Raw genomic sequence first — 19,529 nt, 5'->3', positions numbered from 1 at the left:
ATGGGAATTAGCGAAGAAGAGAGTATCCGCCGTCTGACTGATGAGAAAAGCTCTATTGGTCATTCGGCTAAATGGGTGGCAATCATTTCTGCCATCTATTTCATTATAATGCTGTTTTATCAGCATGAGTTAGGTGTGTTAACACTGGCGGGCGGGATTTTTGTTGTATCGTTTTCCATTTGGATGAAGAAACGCCAAAAAGTGAAATCTTACAAAAACCAACTGCAACAGATGGGCGACGATAAAGCAGTTTAACGCAGGCCACCATCTGATGAACCGTTAGTCCGATGTTCCGGCTTTTATTTTTCGTTTGCAGTGATGCAAGCGCTATCTGCTTATTGTCTTTCGCCTTGTAGTCGCCTGTTTATCCCTATGGTTTTCTTGCCAGTGATTTGGACATATTAAATCCTGTTACTACAAATGCCATTTGCTCATACAATCTTTTCGCTTGTGGATTATCCGCAGCGACCCGCAGTTTTATCTCAAATATGCCCTGAGCGACCAGTATATTTTCTAATTCCTGTAAACACGCAGAACCATAGCCTTTACGCTGATGTTGCGGCAGAACATAGAAATCTTTAATAAAAGCTGCGCTATCATTGTTAGCCTGGCCGTACCATAAATAGCCCACCAGTGCATTATTATCGCTCTCGCCATCCTTATTTTCGATGCAATACAGACGGTCACCGGGAGTATTAACACCCTCTGGTAAGTAACCATCAAAAATTTGCGTTGCATGATCCAATGCTTGCTCGATGCTATAACCACTATTGGATGATAAATCTTGCGCATACTCACTAATAAAGAGATTCCGATAGTCGTTTAGCTCTTCGGTATGCATTGCTCTGAGTGTGACCATAATATTCCCTTGGTATTTGAAGTGCTAAGGGGGTTAGCGGCGCTCTCACCCCTGAATAAGCTTATGGAGATGCGTTTACTTGCGGTCTGCCTACAACTCCAATAGCTTTGTGTATATAGTAGATTTAGTTTGAGATAAACATAGTAACGTTTTGTAGGAAATAGGATACATAAATTAAATCAGAAGGTTAAACCATAAAAGGGGATGTAATGACCATGCAGAATAGCCATAAAGATGCCGTTGAGCGGCAATTTGGCGATCAAGCCAATGCTTATCTGACCAGTGCGGTTCACGCTCAAGGTAAAGATTTACAGCGTCTGGCTACACTATTGCAATCTGATGGCGATGCCCGTTTACTTGACCTTGGATGTGGTGCCGGACATGCCAGTTTTACCGCTGCGGCAGTGGTGAAATCTGTAGTTTCTTATGATCTTTCAGCGCAAATGTTGCAAGTGGTCAGTCAGGCGGCAACAGATAAAGAACTGACTAATATTGAAGTACAGCAAGGATTAGCAGAGTCATTGCCGTTTAATGATCAGAGTTTTGATATTGTTATCAGCCGTTATTCTGCCCATCATTGGCATGATGTCGGCCAAGCGTTACGAGAAGTTAAACGTGTATTACGCCCCGGCGGAAAGATAATCTTTATGGATGTAGTTTCCCCCGGTCATCCGCTGCTGGATATTTATTTACAGACCGTGGAGGTGTTACGTGATACCTCACATGTGCGAAATTACTCTCCCGGCGAATGGCTGGCACTAGTGACCGATGCCGGGTTAGTGATAAATGAAGTCACCTCCGATAGACTCTATTTGGAGTTCAGTAGTTGGATTGCCAGAATGCGTACTCCACAGCATTTTGCTATCGCGATCCGTGAGTTACAAAAATCAGCATCTGATGGTGTAATCAAGCATTATGAGATCCAAACTGATGGTTCATTTACCAGTGATATTATGATGATTGTAGCAAAGCGTGACTGATACCCGTCACCTTTCAAGCCGCCTGCATCTTGCAATATATAGGGTCTACCAGCAGGCGGCGGTGTTAATGCATCGACGATTTCCCATAAATATTTGTGATTTATTTTTCTAATGACACAAATTAATTTATTTTCTCCTTATTACTCTCACAATGATTGAGCTTCTTTACATTGCATTACGTCACCTTGCGTTGGTCCGCCCATAATTAACCTCAGCAAGACGTTACATATAACCCGTCAGTTGGAGCATATTATGAAACTATTACCTGTTATCATCGCTGCACTTATTACTACCACCTCATTCGCCACTCTGGCCGCGCAAGAAATTAGCTCAGAACAAGCCACTAAATTGCAAAGTATGGGGGTGATTTCTCTTTCTAATGTTAGCGGTTCACCCATGGATGTGGAATCAGCATTGAATACCAAAGCGAGCGCTGATGGTGCCAGCCACTATCGGGTCATTGGTATCAGTAACCCTGGTGATTCCAGCCATTACAACGCCAGTGCCGAGATTTATCGTTAATGTTCTAAGCCTAAGTTAGTGTGAGTGAAATATTTAGATACTATATTGATATGGCAATATTTTTTTAATCAGACTCTAAAAATAGGTTAACAATAATGGGTCATTGTTAACCTAAGACTGTACATTTCATTATTACCCATCGGTACTATCAATTTATCTGCTAAAAATAATTAACTCTTAGAGCAATCTTAATGCGCTCTTAATAAATATAAGGTGTTATTGTGGTCCATTCGGGTTTCCGAGGAGAGGCTATGCTAAACACTGTCCGGCGTAATTTTAAAAGTCAGTTTTCCTATTTACAGCGCTTTATTGCCTCACCACGTACCGTTGGTACGTTAGCTCCTTCTTCGCCTTGGTTATGTCAGGCGATGTTGAATCAGGTAGATTGGACCCAAAACCTTAATATTGCTGAATTAGGGGCTGCTGATGGTGTGCTGACAAAGCGTATTTTGTCACATATGTCAGCAAAGTCTCACTTACAGGCCTACGAGATTCAGCCACACTTTGTTCATGCATTACACCAGATTAAAGATTTACGTTTGCAGGTAGCTGATCGTTCAGCCGAACAGTTGGATCAGAATTACGATGTGGTATTTTGTTGTTTGCCATTACTCTCGATCCCAACCAAAATCAGTATTAGAATATTGCAGCAAACTCAGCAGCGCTTACGCGCTAACAGCGGAGTGTTAGTCTTATTTCAATACAGCCACCTTTCCGAGCCACTGTTATCTCGTTATTTCACGTGGAAAAAGATACGCGTGGTACGTAATTTCCCTCCTGCATTGGTGTATATTTGTCAGCCCCGTTAATGGTCTAACCTTGATAGTCACCTCATATTACCTGTGCAATAGCCTCTGGTTTGCCAGAGGATTATCAGGTAAAAAGCCCAATCGTATTGATCAAATACACGCTTGAGTGTGACTTTCAGCGACTTTTCGCTCTCATCCAAATGCCTTCCCAATTCAATTGAGCTGATAGATAAGTAGGTTGTACTGGCAGGTTTACGTTTCGATCAGTTTGATGCTTTCGCCGGTAAAGGGCGGCCTTTCGTCATCAATCCCGATAGCTCTGATAGTCAATTGGTCCCTCGTACCGGTGTGGTCTATAAGCTGACACCGAAAGTTTCTCTTTATGACGCTTACAGTGGATCCTTCAAACCTAATTTGTCTATTGCCAACCAGATTGATTGCCACCGCAGCAGGGGTAATCTTGGGCGGTTGGCAGTAAAGTAGAATGGCTAATGGTGTATCGTTAATTTTACGATGCTGTAAAGTTTGCACTACCTTTAATTATCGGTATGATTCGCATCTACAGTGTAGAGCTGAGTGTTAATACTATTTAGCTGGTCGACAATAGTGGCCAGTTTTTTGATGCCGAGAATTTATCCTCAGAAGTTGATGCGAAAGGACTTTCAAGTAATGACACAGACTATCTTCATGGTAGGCGCGCGCGGTGCGGGTAAGACAACGGTAGGGAAGGCGTTGGCACAGGCGTTGGGATATCGTTTTATAGATACTGATCTGTTTATGCGGCAAACCTCACAGTTGAGTGTTGCTGAAGTGGTTGCTCGCGAAGGCTGGGAGGGTTTCCGCCAGCGGGAAAGTATGGCTCTACAGGCTGTCACTGCGCCTAAAACTGTTGTTGCAACCGGTGGCGGTGCGGTGCTCGCTCTTGAGAATCGTACTTTTATGCGTAAGCATGGGCAGGTTATCTATTTACGCGCATCAGCGAATGTGTTGGCTGAACGATTAGCCGAAGCCCCGGAAGATGCCCAGCGACCAAGTCTTACAGGTAAACCGATCGTAGAGGAAATGCAGGATGTGCTGGCTAGCCGGGAAGCTCTGTATCAAGAGGTTGCCCACTATGTGCTGGATGCGACTCAAGCGCCGCAAGATGTTGTTGAACAAATTTTGCAGTTTCTGACTGATGAAACCGTAAAGTAGCTGGGAAAGTAAGCGTAATTTATCCGATGAATAATTAGCCCACCTGATTGCCTGATAATTATACGAAGCGTACAATTATCACCTACGTAATCATTTCAGCGTAAATCGTTTGCGTTGATAAATGCCCCTTAAGGCAAGGCCGATCAAGGCGGGCCGATGAAAACCTTCAAATCCTTTATTCACCAACACACCAATTTTATGCCAGCGTTCTGGTCAATATTGATTGTGATTTTTGAAACCTCGCTGGCGCTGTACATCTTACGCAACCTCTAATACCACTCTTATTTCGATAAATGAACCTTCACGACAACTGTGAAGGTGTTTGCTATGGCTAATTTTCAACCATATGGCAGCTATTTACCGGCCCCAATAGGGCTATTTGCCGCTAAATTGTACGCTTTATCCACAACTTCGGGAGTGAATCCGGCGATGATCCCATTTCGCCATAATAATCAGTGACAGAGCGTTTATAGAAACCCTAATATGAAAGCTCAATCTTGATTAAGACGCGGGTACAAAACTATGCTGAAATTTAATGAGTATTTTACCGGGAAAGTGAAATCTATTGGTTTTGACAGTGACAGCATTGGGCAAGCTAGCGTTGGGGTGATGGAAAAGGGAGAGTACACCTTCAGTACGGCTAAAGCGGAAGAAATGACGGTGATCACCGGCTGCTTAAAAGTACTGATTCCTGGTTCGGCTGGCTGGGAAGTGTTTAAGCCAGGTGAAACCTTCTACATTCCAGGGGAAAGTGAGTTTAACCTGCAAGTTGCTGAAGCATCTTCGTATCTGTGTAAATATTTGAGCTAAAGAATTCAGATACTCGCCCTCTCATCGCGAAAGGGCGATATCAGCTTAAGCTGTGTTATGCACCTAAGTTAGTGCTGAGCCTCGCCACCCAAGGCTTCAATCAGATTTTTAATTAAGGCGGCCAGTTCACTGGTCATCAGAATAAAATCGGCATCGAAGCGCTGCGCAAAATCATCCCGATCAATATCATCATTCTGTTCACGCAGCGTGTCAGCGAATTTCAGACGCTTAAGTGAGCCATCATCGGACAGAACCAATTGAACGCGTTCCTGCCAATCCAGTGCCAGTTTAGTGACCAGCTTGCCCGCTTCAATATGTACTGCGATTTCATCACTGAATAGATCCTGCTTCTTGCAACGGATCACGCCGCCGTCTTCCAGAATGGCTTTCAACTCAGCTTCATCCATCAGCGCAAATCCGGCGGGCAATTCTTTACTACGCACCCACTCGGTTAACGTCAGCTCGATAGGGTTTTCTAAGGTCAGTGGTACCACCGGCAAGGAACCCAGACTTTTACGCAACAATGCCAAGGTGTCTTCAGCCCGTTTAGCGCTGGCAGCATCAACCATAATCAGATCGTTGACGGTATCAATCCACAAAAAGGTTTGGTTAAAGCGACTGAATGCGCGTGGCAATAAACTGTGCAAAACTTCATCTTTTAATGCGTCTTTTTCAGTTTTTTTCAGTTTACGATGCTGTTCACCTTCCAGGCGCTCAATTTTGGCTTGCAACTCTTGCTTAATCACTGGTGATGGCAAGATTTTCTCTTCTTTGCGGGCACAAATGACAATCTGGCCATTAACCGTATGGGTTAATGCATCGCTATGCGACCCCATCGGTGATACCCAGCCCGTTTTTGCCATATCCTGACTGCCACACGGCGTGAAACTGAGGGCGCTTAACTGTTTCTCCATTTCATCCGCAGATAGTGAAACTTCCCGGCTCAAACGGTAAACCATTAAATTCTTAAACCACAACATAGTGTTATCCCTGGCTCGGGCGCGCCTGGAGCGCGCGAGTTAATCAAACGCAGGGCGGCATGATAACGAATTGACGCCTCGGCCCCTAGTAAAAAGAATAAGAAAAAAACAGAGCCAACCGCTCATCGGCTGAGCGCTATTTTAATCCACAGGGATTCAAACACGACAGAATGCAAAATAGCGGGCGACAAAGATTGTGTCACTGGGGTGTATTGTCCAAACTGAAAGAAGAAGATTTTTATTGTCGTCACGTTTTTGGCAAGCAGGGCCTTATTTTTTGATAAAATCGGTTATCACCAACAATGAATTTTCCTGTCAATGAGGTAAAGCGCTATGCGCATTGGTATAGATCTGGGTGGCACCAAAATAGAGGTCATCGCATTGGCCAACGACGGGCAGGAGTTATTTCGTAAACGGGTTGATACACCCCGCCACGATTATCAAAATACCTTGCAGGCGATTGCAACGTTAGTTGCAGATGCGGAGCAGGCGACGGGCCAGCAGGGGAGTGTGGGGGTGGGTATCCCAGGGACTCTCTCTCCGTTTACAGGCAAAGTAAAAAATGCCAATTCAGTGTGGCTGAATGGTCAGATGGTAGATAAGGATTTATCAGAACTACTCTCCCGCCCAGTGCGATTGGCAAATGATGCTAACTGTTTGGCGGTATCAGAGGCTACCGATGGTGCGGGGGCGGGGAAACATCTGGTATTTGCGGCCATTATTGGTACCGGCTGTGGCTCTGGTATTGCTATTGATGGCCGGGTACATGCCGGCGGCAATGGTATTGCGGGTGAATGGGGCCATAACCCTTTACCGTGGCAAAATGATGAAGAGCGGCAATATCAACAGGAAGTAGCCTGCTATTGCGGTAAAAAAGGGTGTATTGAGACTTTTGTCTCCGGCACCGGCTTTGCGACAGATTATTTTCGTATGAGTGGCAAGCAGCTTAAAGGCCACGAAATTATCGCCTTAGTAGCACAAGGGGATGCCATCGCAGAGCAAGCAATGAGTCATTATGAACAACGCTTTGCCAAGTCGTTAGCCCATGTCATTAACCTGTTTGACCCAGATGTGGTGGTATTAGGAGGTGGCATGAGCAATGTTGAGCGGCTATATGCAACCTTGCCCGCGCTAATCAGCCCATGGGTATTTGGTGGTGAGTGCCAGACCCCGGTGCGTAAAGCACTTCATGGCGATTCTAGTGGTGTGCGTGGGGCCGCTTGGTTGTGGCCTGCTATTACCCAGCATCCTTGACACTACAGCGTTGTTAGCGGCTCTCGCGCACCCGAATCACTTACTTGTGTAAGCTCATCGGGGCTTACTCGTTTGCTGCCTAGCTGTAATGCCAATGCTTTTGGGTAATACTCTTTGTCCTTGACACGACAGCATTGTTAGCAGCTCTCGCGCACCCGAATCACTTACTTGTGTAAGCTCATCGGGACTTACTCGTTTGCTGCCTAGCTGTAATGCCAATGCTTTTGGGTAATACTCTTTGTCCTTGACACGACAGCGTTGTTAGCAGCTCTCGCGCACCCGAATCACTTACTTGTGTAAGCTCATCGGGACTTACTCGTTTGCTGCCTAGCTGTAATGCCAATGCTTTTGGGTAATACTCTTTGTCCTTGACACGACAGCGTTGTTAGCGGCTCTCGCGCACCCGAATCACTTACTTGTGTAAGCTCATCGGGACTTACTCGTTTGCTGCCTAGCTGTAATGCCAATGCTTTTGGGTAATACTTTTTGTCTTTGACACTACAGCGTTGTTAGCGGCTCTCGCGCACCCGAATCACTTACTTGTGTAAGCTCATCGGGATTAATGAGCCTCATCCTTGAGGCTCACCCTGCGGGCTAGCATAAATGCTGTTCAAATCGGTTCCCGACCGATTTGTAGCTCGTTTGCTGCTAATGACGCTGGTTAATATGCGGTTTTGCTATACCTACTTGACCTGGAAGATACTGTCTAAGCGGCTAACGCCCAGTCCGTTGACTTTCTTCACTTTAATCTGCACTGGAATCCGGTCTTTCATTGCTTCAACATGGCTGATGACTCCAATGGTTTTGCCCGACGCATTCAGGCTATCCAGAGCATCCAGCGCAGTATCCAGTGTTTCAGCATCGAGCGTACCAAAGCCTTCATCAAGAAACAGAGAGTCAATGCTGGTTTTATGGCTGACCAGATCCGACAGCGCCAGAGCAAGCGCCAAACTGACTAAAAAGCTTTCGCCCCCAGACAAGGTGCGGGTATCTCGTATTGCATCCGCCTGCCAGGTATCCACAACTTGCAGCTCTAATGCATCGCTGGTTTTGCGTTGTAACAAATAGCGGCCATGTAAGCGGCTGAGCTGGTTGTTTGCCAGATAGACCAGATGATCGAGTGTCAGACCCTGAGCAAATTTGCGGAATTTATCACCCTCTTTGGAACCAATTAAATAATTGAGATAGCTCCAATCTTCATATTGCTGCTGACTGTGCTCAATTTGCTCAAACAGTGCATGCTGGTTACTACGGCGCGCTGTGTCGCTTTCTAACTGATTGCGTAACTCGCCTTGCCGTAATGTATTGGCCTTTAGTTGCATCAACAATTGCTCTGATTGCTGTTGCAATACTACCAATTCAGATGCTTTATCGACACCCGCCGGACACTGCTGTAATAGTTGCTCCAGCGCTTCACTGGCATGTTGCTGGCGGATGTTGACTTGTTGTTGTCGTTCGCTCAATTGCTGTTTTAATTGCTGCAAACGTTGCCTTTCCTCTTCATCCAGCAGTGCGGCGTTTAAGGCGGCTTCGTCCTCGAACTCGCTGATCGCCAGTGCTTGCTGTAATTGAGCTTGAGCGGTGGCAGCGCGCTGCTGATTATGCTGATATTGTTGCTCTAAGCCCGCCAGCTCCCCCGTTAATCGGTTTAGCTGGGACTGAGTCTGTTGCAGGATTTCTGCCGCATTCTGTTGTATCAACTCAGCTTGCTGTTGTTGTTGGCGCAACACCTGACGAGCCTCAGTAGTACTGATATCACCAAACAGTGCCTGACGTTGCTGACTCTGTTGTTGTAATAGGGTTTCAGCCTGTTGGTGTTGTTGGGTGAGCGCCGATAACTGGTCAATGCACTCTTGTAAATGGCGACGCTCTTCTTCAATCCGCGTTTCCAGTGTTTTTTGCCCCAGAACCAACTGTTGTTGTTCTTGCTGATTCTGCTGCCAACGCTGGTGTTCCTCTTCCCGCAGAGTCAGCCAACTCTGCTGCTGGTCTGCTGCTGGTACTGATAATGATAAATCAGCCAAACTATTATTGAAGTCTTGGCGCATCTGAGCTAAATCATCTTGCTGGCGTTGATGCTGTAACTGCAGTTTCTGTTGGGCTTGCTGAGTATCTTGCTGGCGCTGAGTGATTAATGCCAGTTGTTGCAAGTGTTTTTGCTGCTGTTGTTCTGCTTGAGCCAGAGCATCTTTAGCTTGTTGGTATTGCTGGTTTAGCCGCTCATATTCAGCCAATTTCCGCTGGCAGTGTTGCTCTGATTGTTCCTGCTGTTCCAGCCAATCCATTAATGCTGCATGTTCATGTAATGCAAATGTCAACGCCAGAGGTTGCGCCAGCAGCTGCCAGCGCTGTTGATAATCGGCCAATTGCTGGCGGCTGTGCTGTAACTCTTGCTCTAGATGCTGCTGCTGTTGCTGCATACTGTTTTTTTGTGCGCTTAATTCTGAGCCTTCAGTGGCGAGTTGTTCAACCTGACGGCGCAGTTTCTCGAGGCGTTCGGCTGTTTCCGACGGTTTTACCGCCTGATACTCAGTGATAGCGGGGTGATCCAATGCGCCACATAGTGGGCAGGCATCTCCCGGTTGGAGTTTGGCTCTTTCCGCTTCCAGTCTGACTATCTGATTTTCGCGTTCCCACAAGGCTTCCAGATCAGCATGATGTTGTTTTTGATGTTTGTAGCGCTGACGTTTTTCTTCTAACTGCTGTTCAAGCTGTTTTAATTGCTGCTGTTGGCTGGTGAATTGTTGCTGTTGTTTATCGTGCTGTGCCTGAACTTGTTGTGCTAAAGGCGATAATGTGGCGAGTTGTTGCCGGGCCGGTCGCTGTTGCTGCAACTCGTCAAGTTGTTGGCGCAATTGTGTTGCGGGCTGTTGCTGCTCGAATGCTGCTAATTGCTGCTGGATGCTACCTGCTTGCGAGGCCGCGTGTACTAATACGGCCTGTTGCTGTTTATCCTGCTCATTTAATGTGGTCGCTTGCTGTTGCAAGCTGCTCAGTAATAAGGCTTGCTGCTGTAATTGCTGCTCGTTAGCCACTGACTGCTGGTGCTGTATGTGCAATTGGCGGAACTGTTCGCGCCATAACGGTAGGTACTTTACCCAGTGTTGATGGTGGGGATATTGCTGTGCATATTCAGCTAATTGTTGCAGGCGCTGATGCGTCTTTAGCAACTGCTGCTCATTTAACTCAAGTTGCTGTCTACCTTGTTGTTCTTTGCCGCGCAATTGCTGCAATTGAGTGGCAAATTGCGCTAATGAGTGCTGTTGTTGCGCGATAAGGTTATCCAGCGGTACCACTTTTTGCTCAATCAGTGTTTCTTGTTCATGCTGCTTGGCCGCCTGTTGTTGGCGTGCGGTATTGGCTTGTTCCAGAGCTTGAGCCAGGGGGGTTAGTTGGCTCTGAAGCTGTTGCTGCTGTTGGGTCAGCGCGGTGATACGCAGTTGTGTCTGTTGTGCATCCTGTTGGCTGAGTGAGCAGTCACGCAGTAAAGGGCGCAACTTCTCAGCCGGTTCACTACGGGCCAGCCGGTGTAATTCAGGTTGTGCCTGCTGATATTCTTGTTCAATAATTGTTTGCTGCTGCTGATATTCTTGTAGATTCTGTTGCTGTCTTTGCCAGCCGGTTAACCAGTTTATTTGGTTTTGACTCGCTGATTGTGCTGAAACAAGCTGCTTTTCTTGTTGGTGGAGATCATCGATTTGTTGCGTTAATGCCAAGCGCTGTTCTTCATTGAGCAGTTCAATACCACTGGCACGTTGATGTAAAGCATCCAGATTGGCCTTGGCCTGTTTATGTTGCTCAAAGACATATTCAGATAGCCGCCCGTAGATATCAGTCCCCGTTAGCTCTTCCAATAATTCGGCACGGTCATTGGCATCGGCATTGAGAAAAGCAGCAAACTGCCCTTGCGATAACATCATTGATTTAGTGAAACGGCCAAAATCCAGGCCGGTGATCGCTGCAACCATCTCCAACTTATCACGCACTTTATCGGCCAGGATTTTACCGCTGTCGCATAGCGCCAACTCAACTTTAGGGGCTTGCAGATTGCCTTTCGGGCTGTTTTTTGCCCGCCGCTGGCTCCAGAATGCACGATAGCAGATGCCTTTTACTTCAAACTCAACTTCGGCTAGTGACTCCGCTGTGTGGCGTGTCATTAGCTCATTTTGGCTGGGCGTGACAGTCAAACGTGGTGTTTGGTGGTATAGCGCAAGGCATATGGCATCCAGCAGTGTGGTTTTACCTGCGCCTGTCGGGCCAGTGATAGCGAATAAACCGTTGCTGGCAAAAGGTTCGGCGGTGAAATCTATCTTCCACTCCCCTTGCAGAGAATTAATGTTTTTTAGACGTAAGCTTAAAATCCTCATGCAGGCTGCTCCTGTGCGGCATCTTTATCTTGCGTGATGTCATCAACCACCTGATTGAACATTTGACGCATCCGCTGTTGGCGCGGCTCGGCTAAGTCTGGCTCCAGCGCCAGCCTGCGTTCAAACACATCGGTAACACTCAGCTCATTGAGTGTCTCTTTTTCCTGCCGCTCGATACTGTTGTTACGTTGTTCTTTACTGCGACGTAACAATACAATTTCAACCGGTAGCTCTGTGGTCAGAGCCTGAATACGGCGTTGGATATCAGTAAGATAGTCTTGGGTGGCAACTTCTATATCTAGCCATACGGGTAAGCCTTGATGCTCAGAGAATTGAGCCAGTTGCTGCTCTATTTGCGCTAAATCCCCTTTAATTAATTGCATTGGCTGAAATTGTGGGATGAAGAGAGGGGTAACTGATGCCAGTGCCTGTTGGTGGAATTCCACCAGATAGACGCTTTTCTCCTTGCTCAATTCATCAAAACTGAGAGCAATGGGGGAGCCGCTATAACGGATATGTTCAGTTTTAGCCACTTGCTGGGCGCGATGAATATGGCCTAAAGCAATGTAATCTGCTGGTGGAAATGCCTGCGCGGGGAAAGCATCCAATGTACCAATATAGATATCGCGAACCGAGTCTGTCGTGGTGACGCCAACGGTAGTCAGGTGCCCGGTGGCAATAATGGGCAGTAGCAAACCCAGTTCGGTACGCAATTCAACCGCCCGCTGATACAGTGCCTGGTAGTGGCCCGCGATCGCTTCTTGTAAAGCCAGTTGTTTTTGCCCTCCAGATTCACCCGCCTGACTGGTGACTAAGTCCCTTGGCCGTAAAAACGGGATCGCACACAGCAGAGCCGCAGGTTGATGTTGGCGGTCTTTTAGAATAATGATTTGTTGATCGAGATTGCTGTTGGCGCACGAAATAACGGTGGTATTGAGATAAGAGAGCAAACCCCGTGATTCATTCAGTGTTGACACAGAATCGTGATTACCCCCCAATACCACTAACTGACAGCCAGTGGGTTGGAGCTCAACCACGAAACGGTTATATAGCTCACGGGCGTAACTGGGCGGGGAGCCAGTATCAAAGATATCACCTGCTACAATTAGCGCATCTACCTGATTTTCTTCGATCTGATTAATGAGCCAGTGCAGAAATGCCTGATGCTCAGCAGCGCGGCTTTTAGTGAAGAAATGCTGGCCTAAATGCCAATCAGAGGTATGAATAATGCGCATAAATCTCCCGCACGGCAGGTTATCAGTCAAAGATAATGGCGCTGATTATAAACGCTGCCCGCCGGATGTCGCGGCTAAAAAAAGGCTAGGAGGAAAATCTCCGAGACGTCTCGCAAACTTGACTGCTGTGTTTTGCAATTATCATGAAATTTATCACTATGCTTATTGCTAGTAGAAGCGTGATGTTTTTCATAAAAATGTCACAAAACTGACGCATAATGGCTCCCGAAATCAAATAGTGACCACTAACATACTGGCAGGGTTGATGATGGCAAGACGCATACTTGTGGTGGAAGATGAAGCGCCAATCCGTGAGATGGTGTGCTTTGTGTTGGAACAGAATGGTTACCAACCATTAGAAGCCGAAGATTATGACAGCGCAGTAACTCGTCTGTCGGAGCCTTTCCCTGATTTAGTGTTGTTGGACTGGATGTTACCTGGCGGCTCGGGTATTCAGTTCATTAAACATATGAAACGTGAAGCGTTGACCAGAGATATTCCGGTGATGATGCTGACGGCCCGTGGCGAAGAAGAGGATAGGGTGCGCGGTTTGGAAGTGGGCGCAGATGACTATATTACCAAGCCGTTTTCGCCGAAGGAGCTGGTTGCGCGTATTAAAGCAGTGATGCGCCGAATATCGCCGATGGCTGTTGAGGAAGTTATTGAAATGCAAGGGCTAAGCCTTGATCCTTCCTCACATCGAGTTATGGCCAATGAGCAAGCGCTGGATATGGGGCCGACCGAGTTTAAGTTATTGCACTTCTTTATGACCCACCCGGAGCGCGTTTACAGCCGTGAACAGTTGCTTAATTATGTTTGGGGCACTAACGTTTATGTAGAAGATCGTACGGTTGACGTGCATATTCGTCGGCTACGCAAGGCGCTTGAAATTGATGGTCATGACAGAATGGTACAAACTGTCCGGGGAACTGGATACCGTTTCTCAACGCGCTACTGAGTTTTCAGTGCCGGAGAATTCGTTGTGTTAGAACGCTTATCATGGAAAACGCTGGCTCTCGAGCTGGCTCTTTTTTGTCTGCCTGCATTACTCCTGGGTGCCTTCATCGGCTATCTTCCGTGGCTATTGCTGATTTCAGCTGTCGCGGCGCTGGTTTGGAATTTCTATAATCAACTTAAGTTATCTCACTGGTTGTGGTTAGACCGTAGCATGACACCACCTGCTGGTCGCTGGAGCTGGGAGCCTTTATTTTACGGCTTGTACCAAATGCAGTTGCGAAATCGTCGGCGTCGGCGCGAACTGGCTTTGCTTATCAAACGTTTCCGCAGTGGTGCCGAATCATTGCCTGACGCGGTAGTTATTACCACAATTGATGGCAATATCTTCTGGTGTAACGGTTTAGCTCAGCAGTTGTTAGGGTTTCGTTGGCCGGAGGATAACGGCCAACATATCCTTAATTTATTGCGCTACCCAGAATTCAGCCAATATCTGCAACAACAAGAGTTCTCCCGCCCGTTGACTCTGCAACTGAACAATGGTTATTACGTCGAATTTCGTGTGATGCCTTATTCAGAAGGGCAATTATTGATGGTTGCCCGTGATGTTACTCAGATGCGGCAGTTGGAAGGTGCAAGGCGTAATTTCTTTGCCAACGTCAGTCATGAATTGCGTACGCCACTGACGGTGTTGCAAGGTTATCTGGAAATGATGAATGACCAAGAGCTGGTTGGGCCATTACGGGATAAAGCACTGGGGACCATGCAAGAGCAGACTAAGCGAATGGATGGGTTGGTAAAACAGCTCTTGACGCTATCACGAATTGAAGCGGCACCTAATGTGGATATGAATGAGCGGGTGGATATTCCGTTGATGCTGAAAGTGTTACAGCATGAAGTTCAGGCTCTCAGTAACGGACGACATGAGATTACCTTCCGGGTTAACGACCAATTAAAAGTGTTTGGTAACGAAGACCAACTGCGCAGTGCGGTATCAAATCTGGTTTATAACGCCGTCAATCACACGCCTGTTGGTACCCAAATTGAGGTGTGTTGGCAGCAAACGCCACAAGGTGCACAATTTCAGGTCAGCGATAATGGGCCGGGAATCGGTCCTGAACATGTTCCACGGCTAACGGAGCGGTTCTATCGGGTGGATAAAGCCCGATCACGGCAAACGGGGGGCAGTGGATTAGGGCTGGCAATTGTGAAACATGCATTGAGTCATCACGATGCACGTTTAGAGGTCATGAGCGAAGTCGGTCTGGGGACTCGATTTATCTTTACCTTGCCGAATCGATTGATTGTTCCCGCAGTTTTAGCCGAGAATGCAGTCAAATCCTAAAAACTGCATGGATACCAAGCTGATGAAATGGGCAAAACTGACGTTGTTGCATGTCATGCTATGGTTTAGCCATGCCGTTTTAGCGCAATCTGAAGCGGTATTTTCCCCTCCGGTTGCTGTTTTGCCGATGGCTTCCGTGCCTGCCACCAATACCTTATCAGGCAACCTCTCCAGTGTGGGTTCTGACACCTTAGCCAATCTGATGTCCTTGTGGGCAGATGATTTTAATCATCACTATCCTGGTGTTAATTTGCAAATTCAGGCGGCAGGTTCCTCTACTGCCCCTGCGGCGTTAGCTGTCGGTGCCGCCCAGCTTGGTCCGATGAGCCGCCCAATGAAAGCGGGTGAGATCAACGCATTTATTCAACGTTATGGCTATCCGCCACTGGCAGTTCCTGTGGCAGTTGATGCATTGGTGGTGTTTGTTCATCAGGATAACCCACTGAACAAACTGACTTTACCGCAGCTTGATGCTATTTTTTCGCAAAATCGCCGATGTGGAGAGCCACACCAGATTCAGCGCTTTGGTGAGTTGGGATTGGAAGGGGCGTGGGCGGCGCGTTCCTTACAACGTTATAGCCGGAACTCAGCTTCGGGGACCTATGGATACTTCAAACATAAGGTACTGTGCGATGGTGATTTTATAAATAATGTCAATGAGTTGCCTGGGTCCGCCTCTGTGGTACAGGCGGTGGCTGGCTCATTGAATGGCATTGGCTATGCCAGTATTGGTTTTCGTAACAGTGGTGTTAAACCGTTGTCACTGGCGGCGGTGGGGCAAGATTTTGTGATGCCAACTCCTGAGAATGTTAAAGATGGTCGCTACCCTTTATCACGTTATCTGTATATTTATATCAATAAAGCTCCGGGCCAGCCACTGGAGCCATTGACTGCGGCGTTCCTTGAGCGGGTTCTATCACCTGAGGGGCAAAAGAGGGTCACCCATGACGGTTATCTCCCCCTGCCTCCCGAGATACTGATTCACACCCGAAAAGCGTTAGGTTTTACTGATTAAGGTGTTTCAGTCGTCGTTTTTTGCCTATGCAATCTTGCATCATTTCTGTGCGTAAAATGATCAACCTCTCCTGAGTATTCGTCACCAGATTGGCGGTAAATTGTTAACGACTGGCTACAAATAATACAAATCATATGGCGTGTATTTCTTAAAACATGGCATGATTAACTGGTTTGATAACATTATCTGGATGATGGCTCTGCTTTTATGATCCCGACTTGCCTTTCTCCGCTATAAACGGTCTACTTAGCGCCGTTGTTGGCCTATTCCACCTGCAAATAACTTCAAAAACACTGCATACTGACGAAATAGATTGCTTATTAACCGCCGGAGTTTGCGTTTATCAGAGCTTTGTATCGTTTCGATCACGTAGGAAAGACCACAACTTAGAACTTTTCCTTTTGGTCATTTAACTAGGCAACGCACATCACTATGAGTCATCGTTTATCGTCTAAAGATATTATGGCATTAGGTTTTATGACCTTCGCCTTATTCGTTGGAGCTGGCAACATCATCTTCCCGCCGATGGTTGGTTTACAATCGGGTGAACATGTATGGTGGGCAGCTCTTGGCTTCCTGATAACCGCGGTTGGCTTACCGGTTATTACCATTATCGCACTGGCCCGGGTGGGCGGGGGGATTGATGCCCTGAGTAGCCCAATTGGCCGTAGTGCTGGTTTGGTACTGGCTACCGTCTGTTATTTGGCTGTCGGCCCACTGTTTGCCACGCCACGAACCGCAACAGTTTCCTTCGAAGTGGGCATCGCCCCTTTGACTGGTGATGGCCCGTTGCCGCTGTTTATTTATAGTGTGGTTTATTTCGCGCTGGTGATTGGCATTTCGCTCTATCCGGGGCGTTTGCTGGACACCGTCGGTCATATTCTGGCCCCACTGAAAATTCTGGCGCTTGCTATCTTGGGTATCGCGGCGTTGATTTGGCCTGCCGGTCCGTTGATTTCAGCCACTGATGCCTATCAGAACGTGCCTTTCTCCTCCGGTTTCGTTAATGGTTATCTGACCATGGATACCTTAGGTGCCTTGGTCTTTGGTATCGTTATCGTCAATGCGGCCCGTTCGCGTGGAGTGGTTTCCGCAGGGCTGCTGACGCGCTATACCATTTGGGCAGGATTGATTGCCGGTATCGGTTTGACGCTCGTTTACTTGAGCTTGTTTAAACTTGGCAGTGGCAGTGGCAGCCTGACGCCTGACGCACAGAATGGCGCAGTCGTGTTGCATGCTTATGTTCAGCACACCTTTGGTGGTTTGGGCAGTGTGTTCCTGGCCGCATTGATTTTCATTGCCTGTATGGTGACCGCTGTGGGCCTAACGTGTGCCTGTGCTGAATTCTTTGCTCAGTACTTGCCGCTGTCTTATCGGGCGCTGGTATTCATTCTCGGTATCTTCTCAATGATGGTATCGAATTTGGGCTTGAGTCACCTAATTCAGATTTCCATTCCGGTACTGACAGCGATATATCCACCATGCATCGTGCTGGTTTTGATGAGCTTTACTTTGCGCTGGTGGCATCATGCCTCACGTATCGTGGCTCCGGTTATGCTGGTTAGTTTGCTGTTCGGTATTCTTGATGCGGTGAAGGCTTCTACATTCGCGCACTTCCTGCCTGAATGGACTCAGCATCTGCCATTGGCTGAACAAGGTCTGGCGTGGTTATCGCCTTCCCTGCTGGTATTCGTCGTCGTAGGGTTGTACGATCGCCTCTGCTGTCGCCAGGAAGTTGCTGCTAAGCAATAACGGCACAGTTATAGGATTTTTTTAGCCACGGCTCATCCCCGTGGCTTTTTGCTGAAAAAAGACGGGGCAATGTACATGGAATTACCAGTCAAAAATAAGCTGAAACGGGGCCTGACGACCCGTCATATCCGCTTTATGGCATTAGGGTCAGCAATAGGTACCGGCTTATTCTATGGTTCGGCTGATGCGATAAGAATGGCAGGGCCTAGTGTGTTATTGGCATACCTGATCGGTGGCGTGGTGGCATTTATCATTATGCGCGCGTTGGGTGAGATGTCAGTGAATAACCCACAGGCCAGCTCTTTCTCGCGCTATGCACAAGATTACCTTGGGCCAATGGCGGGCTATATCACCGGCTGGACGTATTGCTTTGAGATTTTGATTGTTGCTATTGCTGATGTGACCGCCTTCGGTATCTATATGGGGGTCTGGTTCCCGGACGTGCCTCATTGGGTATGGGTGCTGAGTGTGGTGCTGATTATTGGCGCAGTTAATATGATGAGTGTCAAAGTCTTCGGTGAGCTGGAGTTCTGGTTCTCATTCTTTAAAGTTGCCACCATCATCATCATGATTCTGGCCGGGTTTGGTATCATTATTTGGGGTATTGGTAACGGTGGACAGCCGACCGGTATTCATAATTTATGGACTAACGGCGGCTTCTTCAGTAACGGTTTCGTCGGCATGATCCTATCATTGCAACTGGTGATGTTTGCTTATGGTGGTATTGAGATTATCGGTATTACCGCCGGAGAAGCGGAAAATCCAAAAAGCTCCATTCCGAAAGCAATTAACTCAGTGCCGTGGCGTATCCTGGTGTTCTACGTCGGGACCCTGTTTGTCATCATGTCTATCTACCCTTGGAATCAGGTGGGCACGAACGGTAGCCCATTTGTACTGACCTTCCAGCATATGGGGATTACCGTTGCGGCAGGTATTCTCAATTTTGTGGTGATCACCGCTTCATTATCTGCCATTAACAGTGATGTCTTTGGTGTCGGGCGTATGTTGAACGGAATGGCGGAACAGGGCCACGCACCAAAAGCCTTTGCGGCAATATCCAAGCGTGGTGTGCCTTGGGTGACGGTGTTGGTGATGATGTTTGCCATGCTGATTGCGGTTTATCTGAACTACATCATGCCGGAAAATGTATTCCTGGTTATCGCATCGCTGGCGACTTTTGCCACTGTATGGGTATGGATCATGATTTTGTTTTCCCAGATTGGTTTCCGGCGTTCATTAAGCAAAGAACAGATTAAGGCGCTGGATTTCCCACTGCGTGGCGGCACCTTTACTTCGGTGCTGGCAATCATTTTCCTGGTGTTTATCATCGCTCTGATTGGCTGGTTCCCGACAACCCGCATTTCACTGTATGTAGGGTTAGTGTGGATTGCATTGCTGTTGGTGGGGTATTACTTGAAAGTGCGCCATCAAAAGAAACAGCTAGAGCTTGCCAAAGAAACTGAATAATACTGAGTCAATACCTACTATCAAGCCGGGAGATTTCTCGGCTTTT

17 protein-coding genes and 1 pseudogene are annotated in these 19,529 nt (G+C 47.3%); 14 read left to right on the top strand and 4 right to left on the bottom strand.

The window, feature by feature from the left end:
• Nucleotides 1–255 (top strand): hypothetical protein, encoded by a 255-nt coding sequence (locus V1955_RS17190; protein WP_083160103.1) that lies wholly within the window; start codon nucleotides 1–3, stop codon nucleotides 253–255.
• Nucleotides 256–370: 115 nt separating this feature from the next.
• Here V1955_RS17190 and V1955_RS17185 read toward each other — a convergent pair whose 3' ends face one another.
• Nucleotides 371–859 carry a GNAT family N-acetyltransferase gene (locus tag V1955_RS17185; RefSeq protein WP_083160102.1) on the bottom strand — a complete coding sequence of 163 codons (489 nt, stop codon included), beginning with the start codon at nucleotides 857–859 and terminating at the stop codon, nucleotides 371–373.
• A 209-nt stretch (nucleotides 860–1,068) separates the two neighbouring features.
• Between V1955_RS17185 and V1955_RS17180 the strand changes: the two genes are divergently transcribed.
• The 7 genes and pseudogenes from V1955_RS17180 to ppnP all read left to right on the top strand — a co-directional run bounded on the left by V1955_RS17180 (nucleotide 1,069) and on the right by ppnP (nucleotide 5,114).
• Nucleotides 1,069–1,839 carry a class I SAM-dependent methyltransferase gene (locus V1955_RS17180; protein ID WP_420072922.1) on the top strand — a complete coding sequence of 257 codons (771 nt, stop codon included), beginning with the start codon at nucleotides 1,069–1,071 and terminating at the stop codon, nucleotides 1,837–1,839.
• A 252-nt stretch (nucleotides 1,840–2,091) separates the two neighbouring features.
• Entirely contained in the window at nucleotides 2,092–2,361 is a 270-nt protein-coding gene (locus tag V1955_RS17175; RefSeq protein ID WP_083160099.1) for a YdgH/BhsA/McbA-like domain containing protein, read from the top strand.
• Between the two features lie 251 nt (nucleotides 2,362–2,612).
• On the top strand, nucleotides 2,613–3,170 hold the full coding sequence (locus V1955_RS17170; RefSeq protein WP_083160097.1) for a class I SAM-dependent methyltransferase: 558 nt from the start codon (nucleotides 2,613–2,615) through the stop codon (nucleotides 3,168–3,170).
• A 177-nt stretch (nucleotides 3,171–3,347) separates the two neighbouring features.
• Nucleotides 3,348–3,548: pseudogene (locus tag V1955_RS17165) on the top strand (TonB-dependent receptor domain-containing protein); the annotation flags it as partial.
• A 231-nt stretch (nucleotides 3,549–3,779) separates the two neighbouring features.
• Nucleotides 3,780–4,304 carry a shikimate kinase AroL gene (aroL, locus tag V1955_RS17160; protein WP_442821217.1) on the top strand — a complete coding sequence of 175 codons (525 nt, stop codon included), beginning with the start codon at nucleotides 3,780–3,782 and terminating at the stop codon, nucleotides 4,302–4,304.
• Nucleotides 4,305–4,631: 327 nt separating this feature from the next.
• A complete protein-coding gene (locus tag V1955_RS17155; protein ID WP_265331634.1) occupies nucleotides 4,632–4,763 on the top strand; it encodes a hypothetical protein in 132 nt (43 codons plus the stop codon).
• A gap of 63 nt (nucleotides 4,764–4,826) precedes the next feature.
• Nucleotides 4,827–5,114 (top strand): pyrimidine/purine nucleoside phosphorylase, encoded by a 288-nt coding sequence (gene ppnP / locus V1955_RS17150; protein ID WP_005189270.1) that lies wholly within the window; start codon nucleotides 4,827–4,829, stop codon nucleotides 5,112–5,114.
• A gap of 68 nt (nucleotides 5,115–5,182) precedes the next feature.
• On the opposite strand, the gene rdgC is transcribed toward ppnP, so the two are convergent.
• Nucleotides 5,183–6,094, bottom strand: coding sequence for a recombination-associated protein RdgC (rdgC, locus tag V1955_RS17145; RefSeq protein ID WP_083160093.1), 912 nt, complete (start codon nucleotides 6,092–6,094; stop codon nucleotides 5,183–5,185).
• A gap of 333 nt (nucleotides 6,095–6,427) precedes the next feature.
• On the opposite strand from rdgC, the gene mak reads away from it, so the two are divergent.
• Nucleotides 6,428–7,348 carry a fructokinase gene (mak, locus tag V1955_RS17140; RefSeq protein ID WP_083160091.1) on the top strand — a complete coding sequence of 307 codons (921 nt, stop codon included), beginning with the start codon at nucleotides 6,428–6,430 and terminating at the stop codon, nucleotides 7,346–7,348.
• 683 nt (nucleotides 7,349–8,031) lie between these two features.
• Here mak and V1955_RS17135 read toward each other — a convergent pair.
• Nucleotides 8,032–11,715, bottom strand: coding sequence for an AAA family ATPase (locus V1955_RS17135; protein ID WP_442821216.1), 3,684 nt, complete (start codon nucleotides 11,713–11,715; stop codon nucleotides 8,032–8,034).
• Nucleotides 11,712–12,950, bottom strand: a complete 1,239-nt coding sequence (gene sbcD, locus V1955_RS17130) for an exonuclease subunit SbcD (RefSeq protein ID WP_083160087.1) — start codon at nucleotides 12,948–12,950, stop codon at nucleotides 11,712–11,714. Before sbcD ends, V1955_RS17135 begins: the two co-directional genes overlap by 4 nt.
• A 268-nt stretch (nucleotides 12,951–13,218) precedes the next feature.
• On the opposite strand from sbcD, the gene phoB reads away from it, so the two are divergent.
• From phoB to proY, 5 genes are all read left to right on the top strand, one after another.
• Complete coding sequence (gene phoB / locus V1955_RS17125) at nucleotides 13,219–13,908, top strand: phosphate response regulator transcription factor PhoB (protein WP_025377384.1); 690 nt, start codon at nucleotides 13,219–13,221, stop codon at nucleotides 13,906–13,908.
• 24 nt (nucleotides 13,909–13,932) lie between these two features.
• On the top strand, nucleotides 13,933–15,249 hold the full coding sequence (gene phoR / locus V1955_RS17120) for a phosphate regulon sensor histidine kinase PhoR (RefSeq protein ID WP_083160085.1): 1,317 nt from the start codon (nucleotides 13,933–13,935) through the stop codon (nucleotides 15,247–15,249).
• A gap of 22 nt (nucleotides 15,250–15,271) precedes the next feature.
• Nucleotides 15,272–16,264, top strand: coding sequence for a PstS family phosphate ABC transporter substrate-binding protein (locus tag V1955_RS17115; protein ID WP_372568758.1), 993 nt, complete (start codon nucleotides 15,272–15,274; stop codon nucleotides 16,262–16,264).
• Nucleotides 16,265–16,696: 432 nt separating this feature from the next.
• Nucleotides 16,697–18,016: a branched-chain amino acid transport system II carrier protein gene (brnQ, locus tag V1955_RS17110; protein WP_083160081.1), complete on the top strand. Its 1,320-nt coding sequence runs from the start codon at nucleotides 16,697–16,699 to the stop codon at nucleotides 18,014–18,016.
• Nucleotides 18,017–18,091: 75 nt separating this feature from the next.
• A complete protein-coding gene (proY, locus tag V1955_RS17105) occupies nucleotides 18,092–19,483 on the top strand; it encodes a proline-specific permease ProY (RefSeq protein ID WP_083160079.1) in 1,392 nt (463 codons plus the stop codon).
• Nucleotides 19,484–19,529 lie beyond the last annotated feature (46 nt).

Origin of the sequence: Yersinia sp. 2545 StPb PI, assembly GCF_052217125.1 — a bacterium.
GTDB lineage: Bacteria > Pseudomonadota > Gammaproteobacteria > Enterobacterales > Enterobacteriaceae > Yersinia > Yersinia enterocolitica_E.
Note: the sequence above shows the minus strand (reverse complement) of the source record. Positions and strands in the feature narration are given on the sequence as shown.

Coding starts and splice junctions, on each gene's coding strand:
- V1955_RS17190 (WP_083160103.1), top strand. CDS start 1: ATGGGAATTAGCGAAGAAGAGAGTATCCGCCGTCTGACTGATGAGAAA.
- V1955_RS17185 (WP_083160102.1), bottom strand. CDS start 859: ATGGTCACACTCAGAGCAATGCATACCGAAGAGCTAAACGACTATCGG.
- V1955_RS17180 (WP_420072922.1), top strand. CDS start 1,069: ATGACCATGCAGAATAGCCATAAAGATGCCGTTGAGCGGCAATTTGGC.
- V1955_RS17175 (WP_083160099.1), top strand. CDS start 2,092: ATGAAACTATTACCTGTTATCATCGCTGCACTTATTACTACCACCTCA.
- V1955_RS17170 (WP_083160097.1), top strand. CDS start 2,613: ATGCTAAACACTGTCCGGCGTAATTTTAAAAGTCAGTTTTCCTATTTA.
- aroL (WP_442821217.1), top strand. CDS start 3,780: ATGACACAGACTATCTTCATGGTAGGCGCGCGCGGTGCGGGTAAGACA.
- V1955_RS17155 (WP_265331634.1), top strand. CDS start 4,632: ATGGCTAATTTTCAACCATATGGCAGCTATTTACCGGCCCCAATAGGG.
- ppnP (WP_005189270.1), top strand. CDS start 4,827: ATGCTGAAATTTAATGAGTATTTTACCGGGAAAGTGAAATCTATTGGT.
- rdgC (WP_083160093.1), bottom strand. CDS start 6,094: ATGTTGTGGTTTAAGAATTTAATGGTTTACCGTTTGAGCCGGGAAGTT.
- mak (WP_083160091.1), top strand. CDS start 6,428: ATGCGCATTGGTATAGATCTGGGTGGCACCAAAATAGAGGTCATCGCA.
- V1955_RS17135 (WP_442821216.1), bottom strand. CDS start 11,715: ATGAGGATTTTAAGCTTACGTCTAAAAAACATTAATTCTCTGCAAGGG.
- sbcD (WP_083160087.1), bottom strand. CDS start 12,950: ATGCGCATTATTCATACCTCTGATTGGCATTTAGGCCAGCATTTCTTC.
- phoB (WP_025377384.1), top strand. CDS start 13,219: ATGGCAAGACGCATACTTGTGGTGGAAGATGAAGCGCCAATCCGTGAG.
- V1955_RS17115 (WP_372568758.1), top strand. CDS start 15,272: ATGAAATGGGCAAAACTGACGTTGTTGCATGTCATGCTATGGTTTAGC.
- brnQ (WP_083160081.1), top strand. CDS start 16,697: ATGAGTCATCGTTTATCGTCTAAAGATATTATGGCATTAGGTTTTATG.
- proY (WP_083160079.1), top strand. CDS start 18,092: ATGGAATTACCAGTCAAAAATAAGCTGAAACGGGGCCTGACGACCCGT.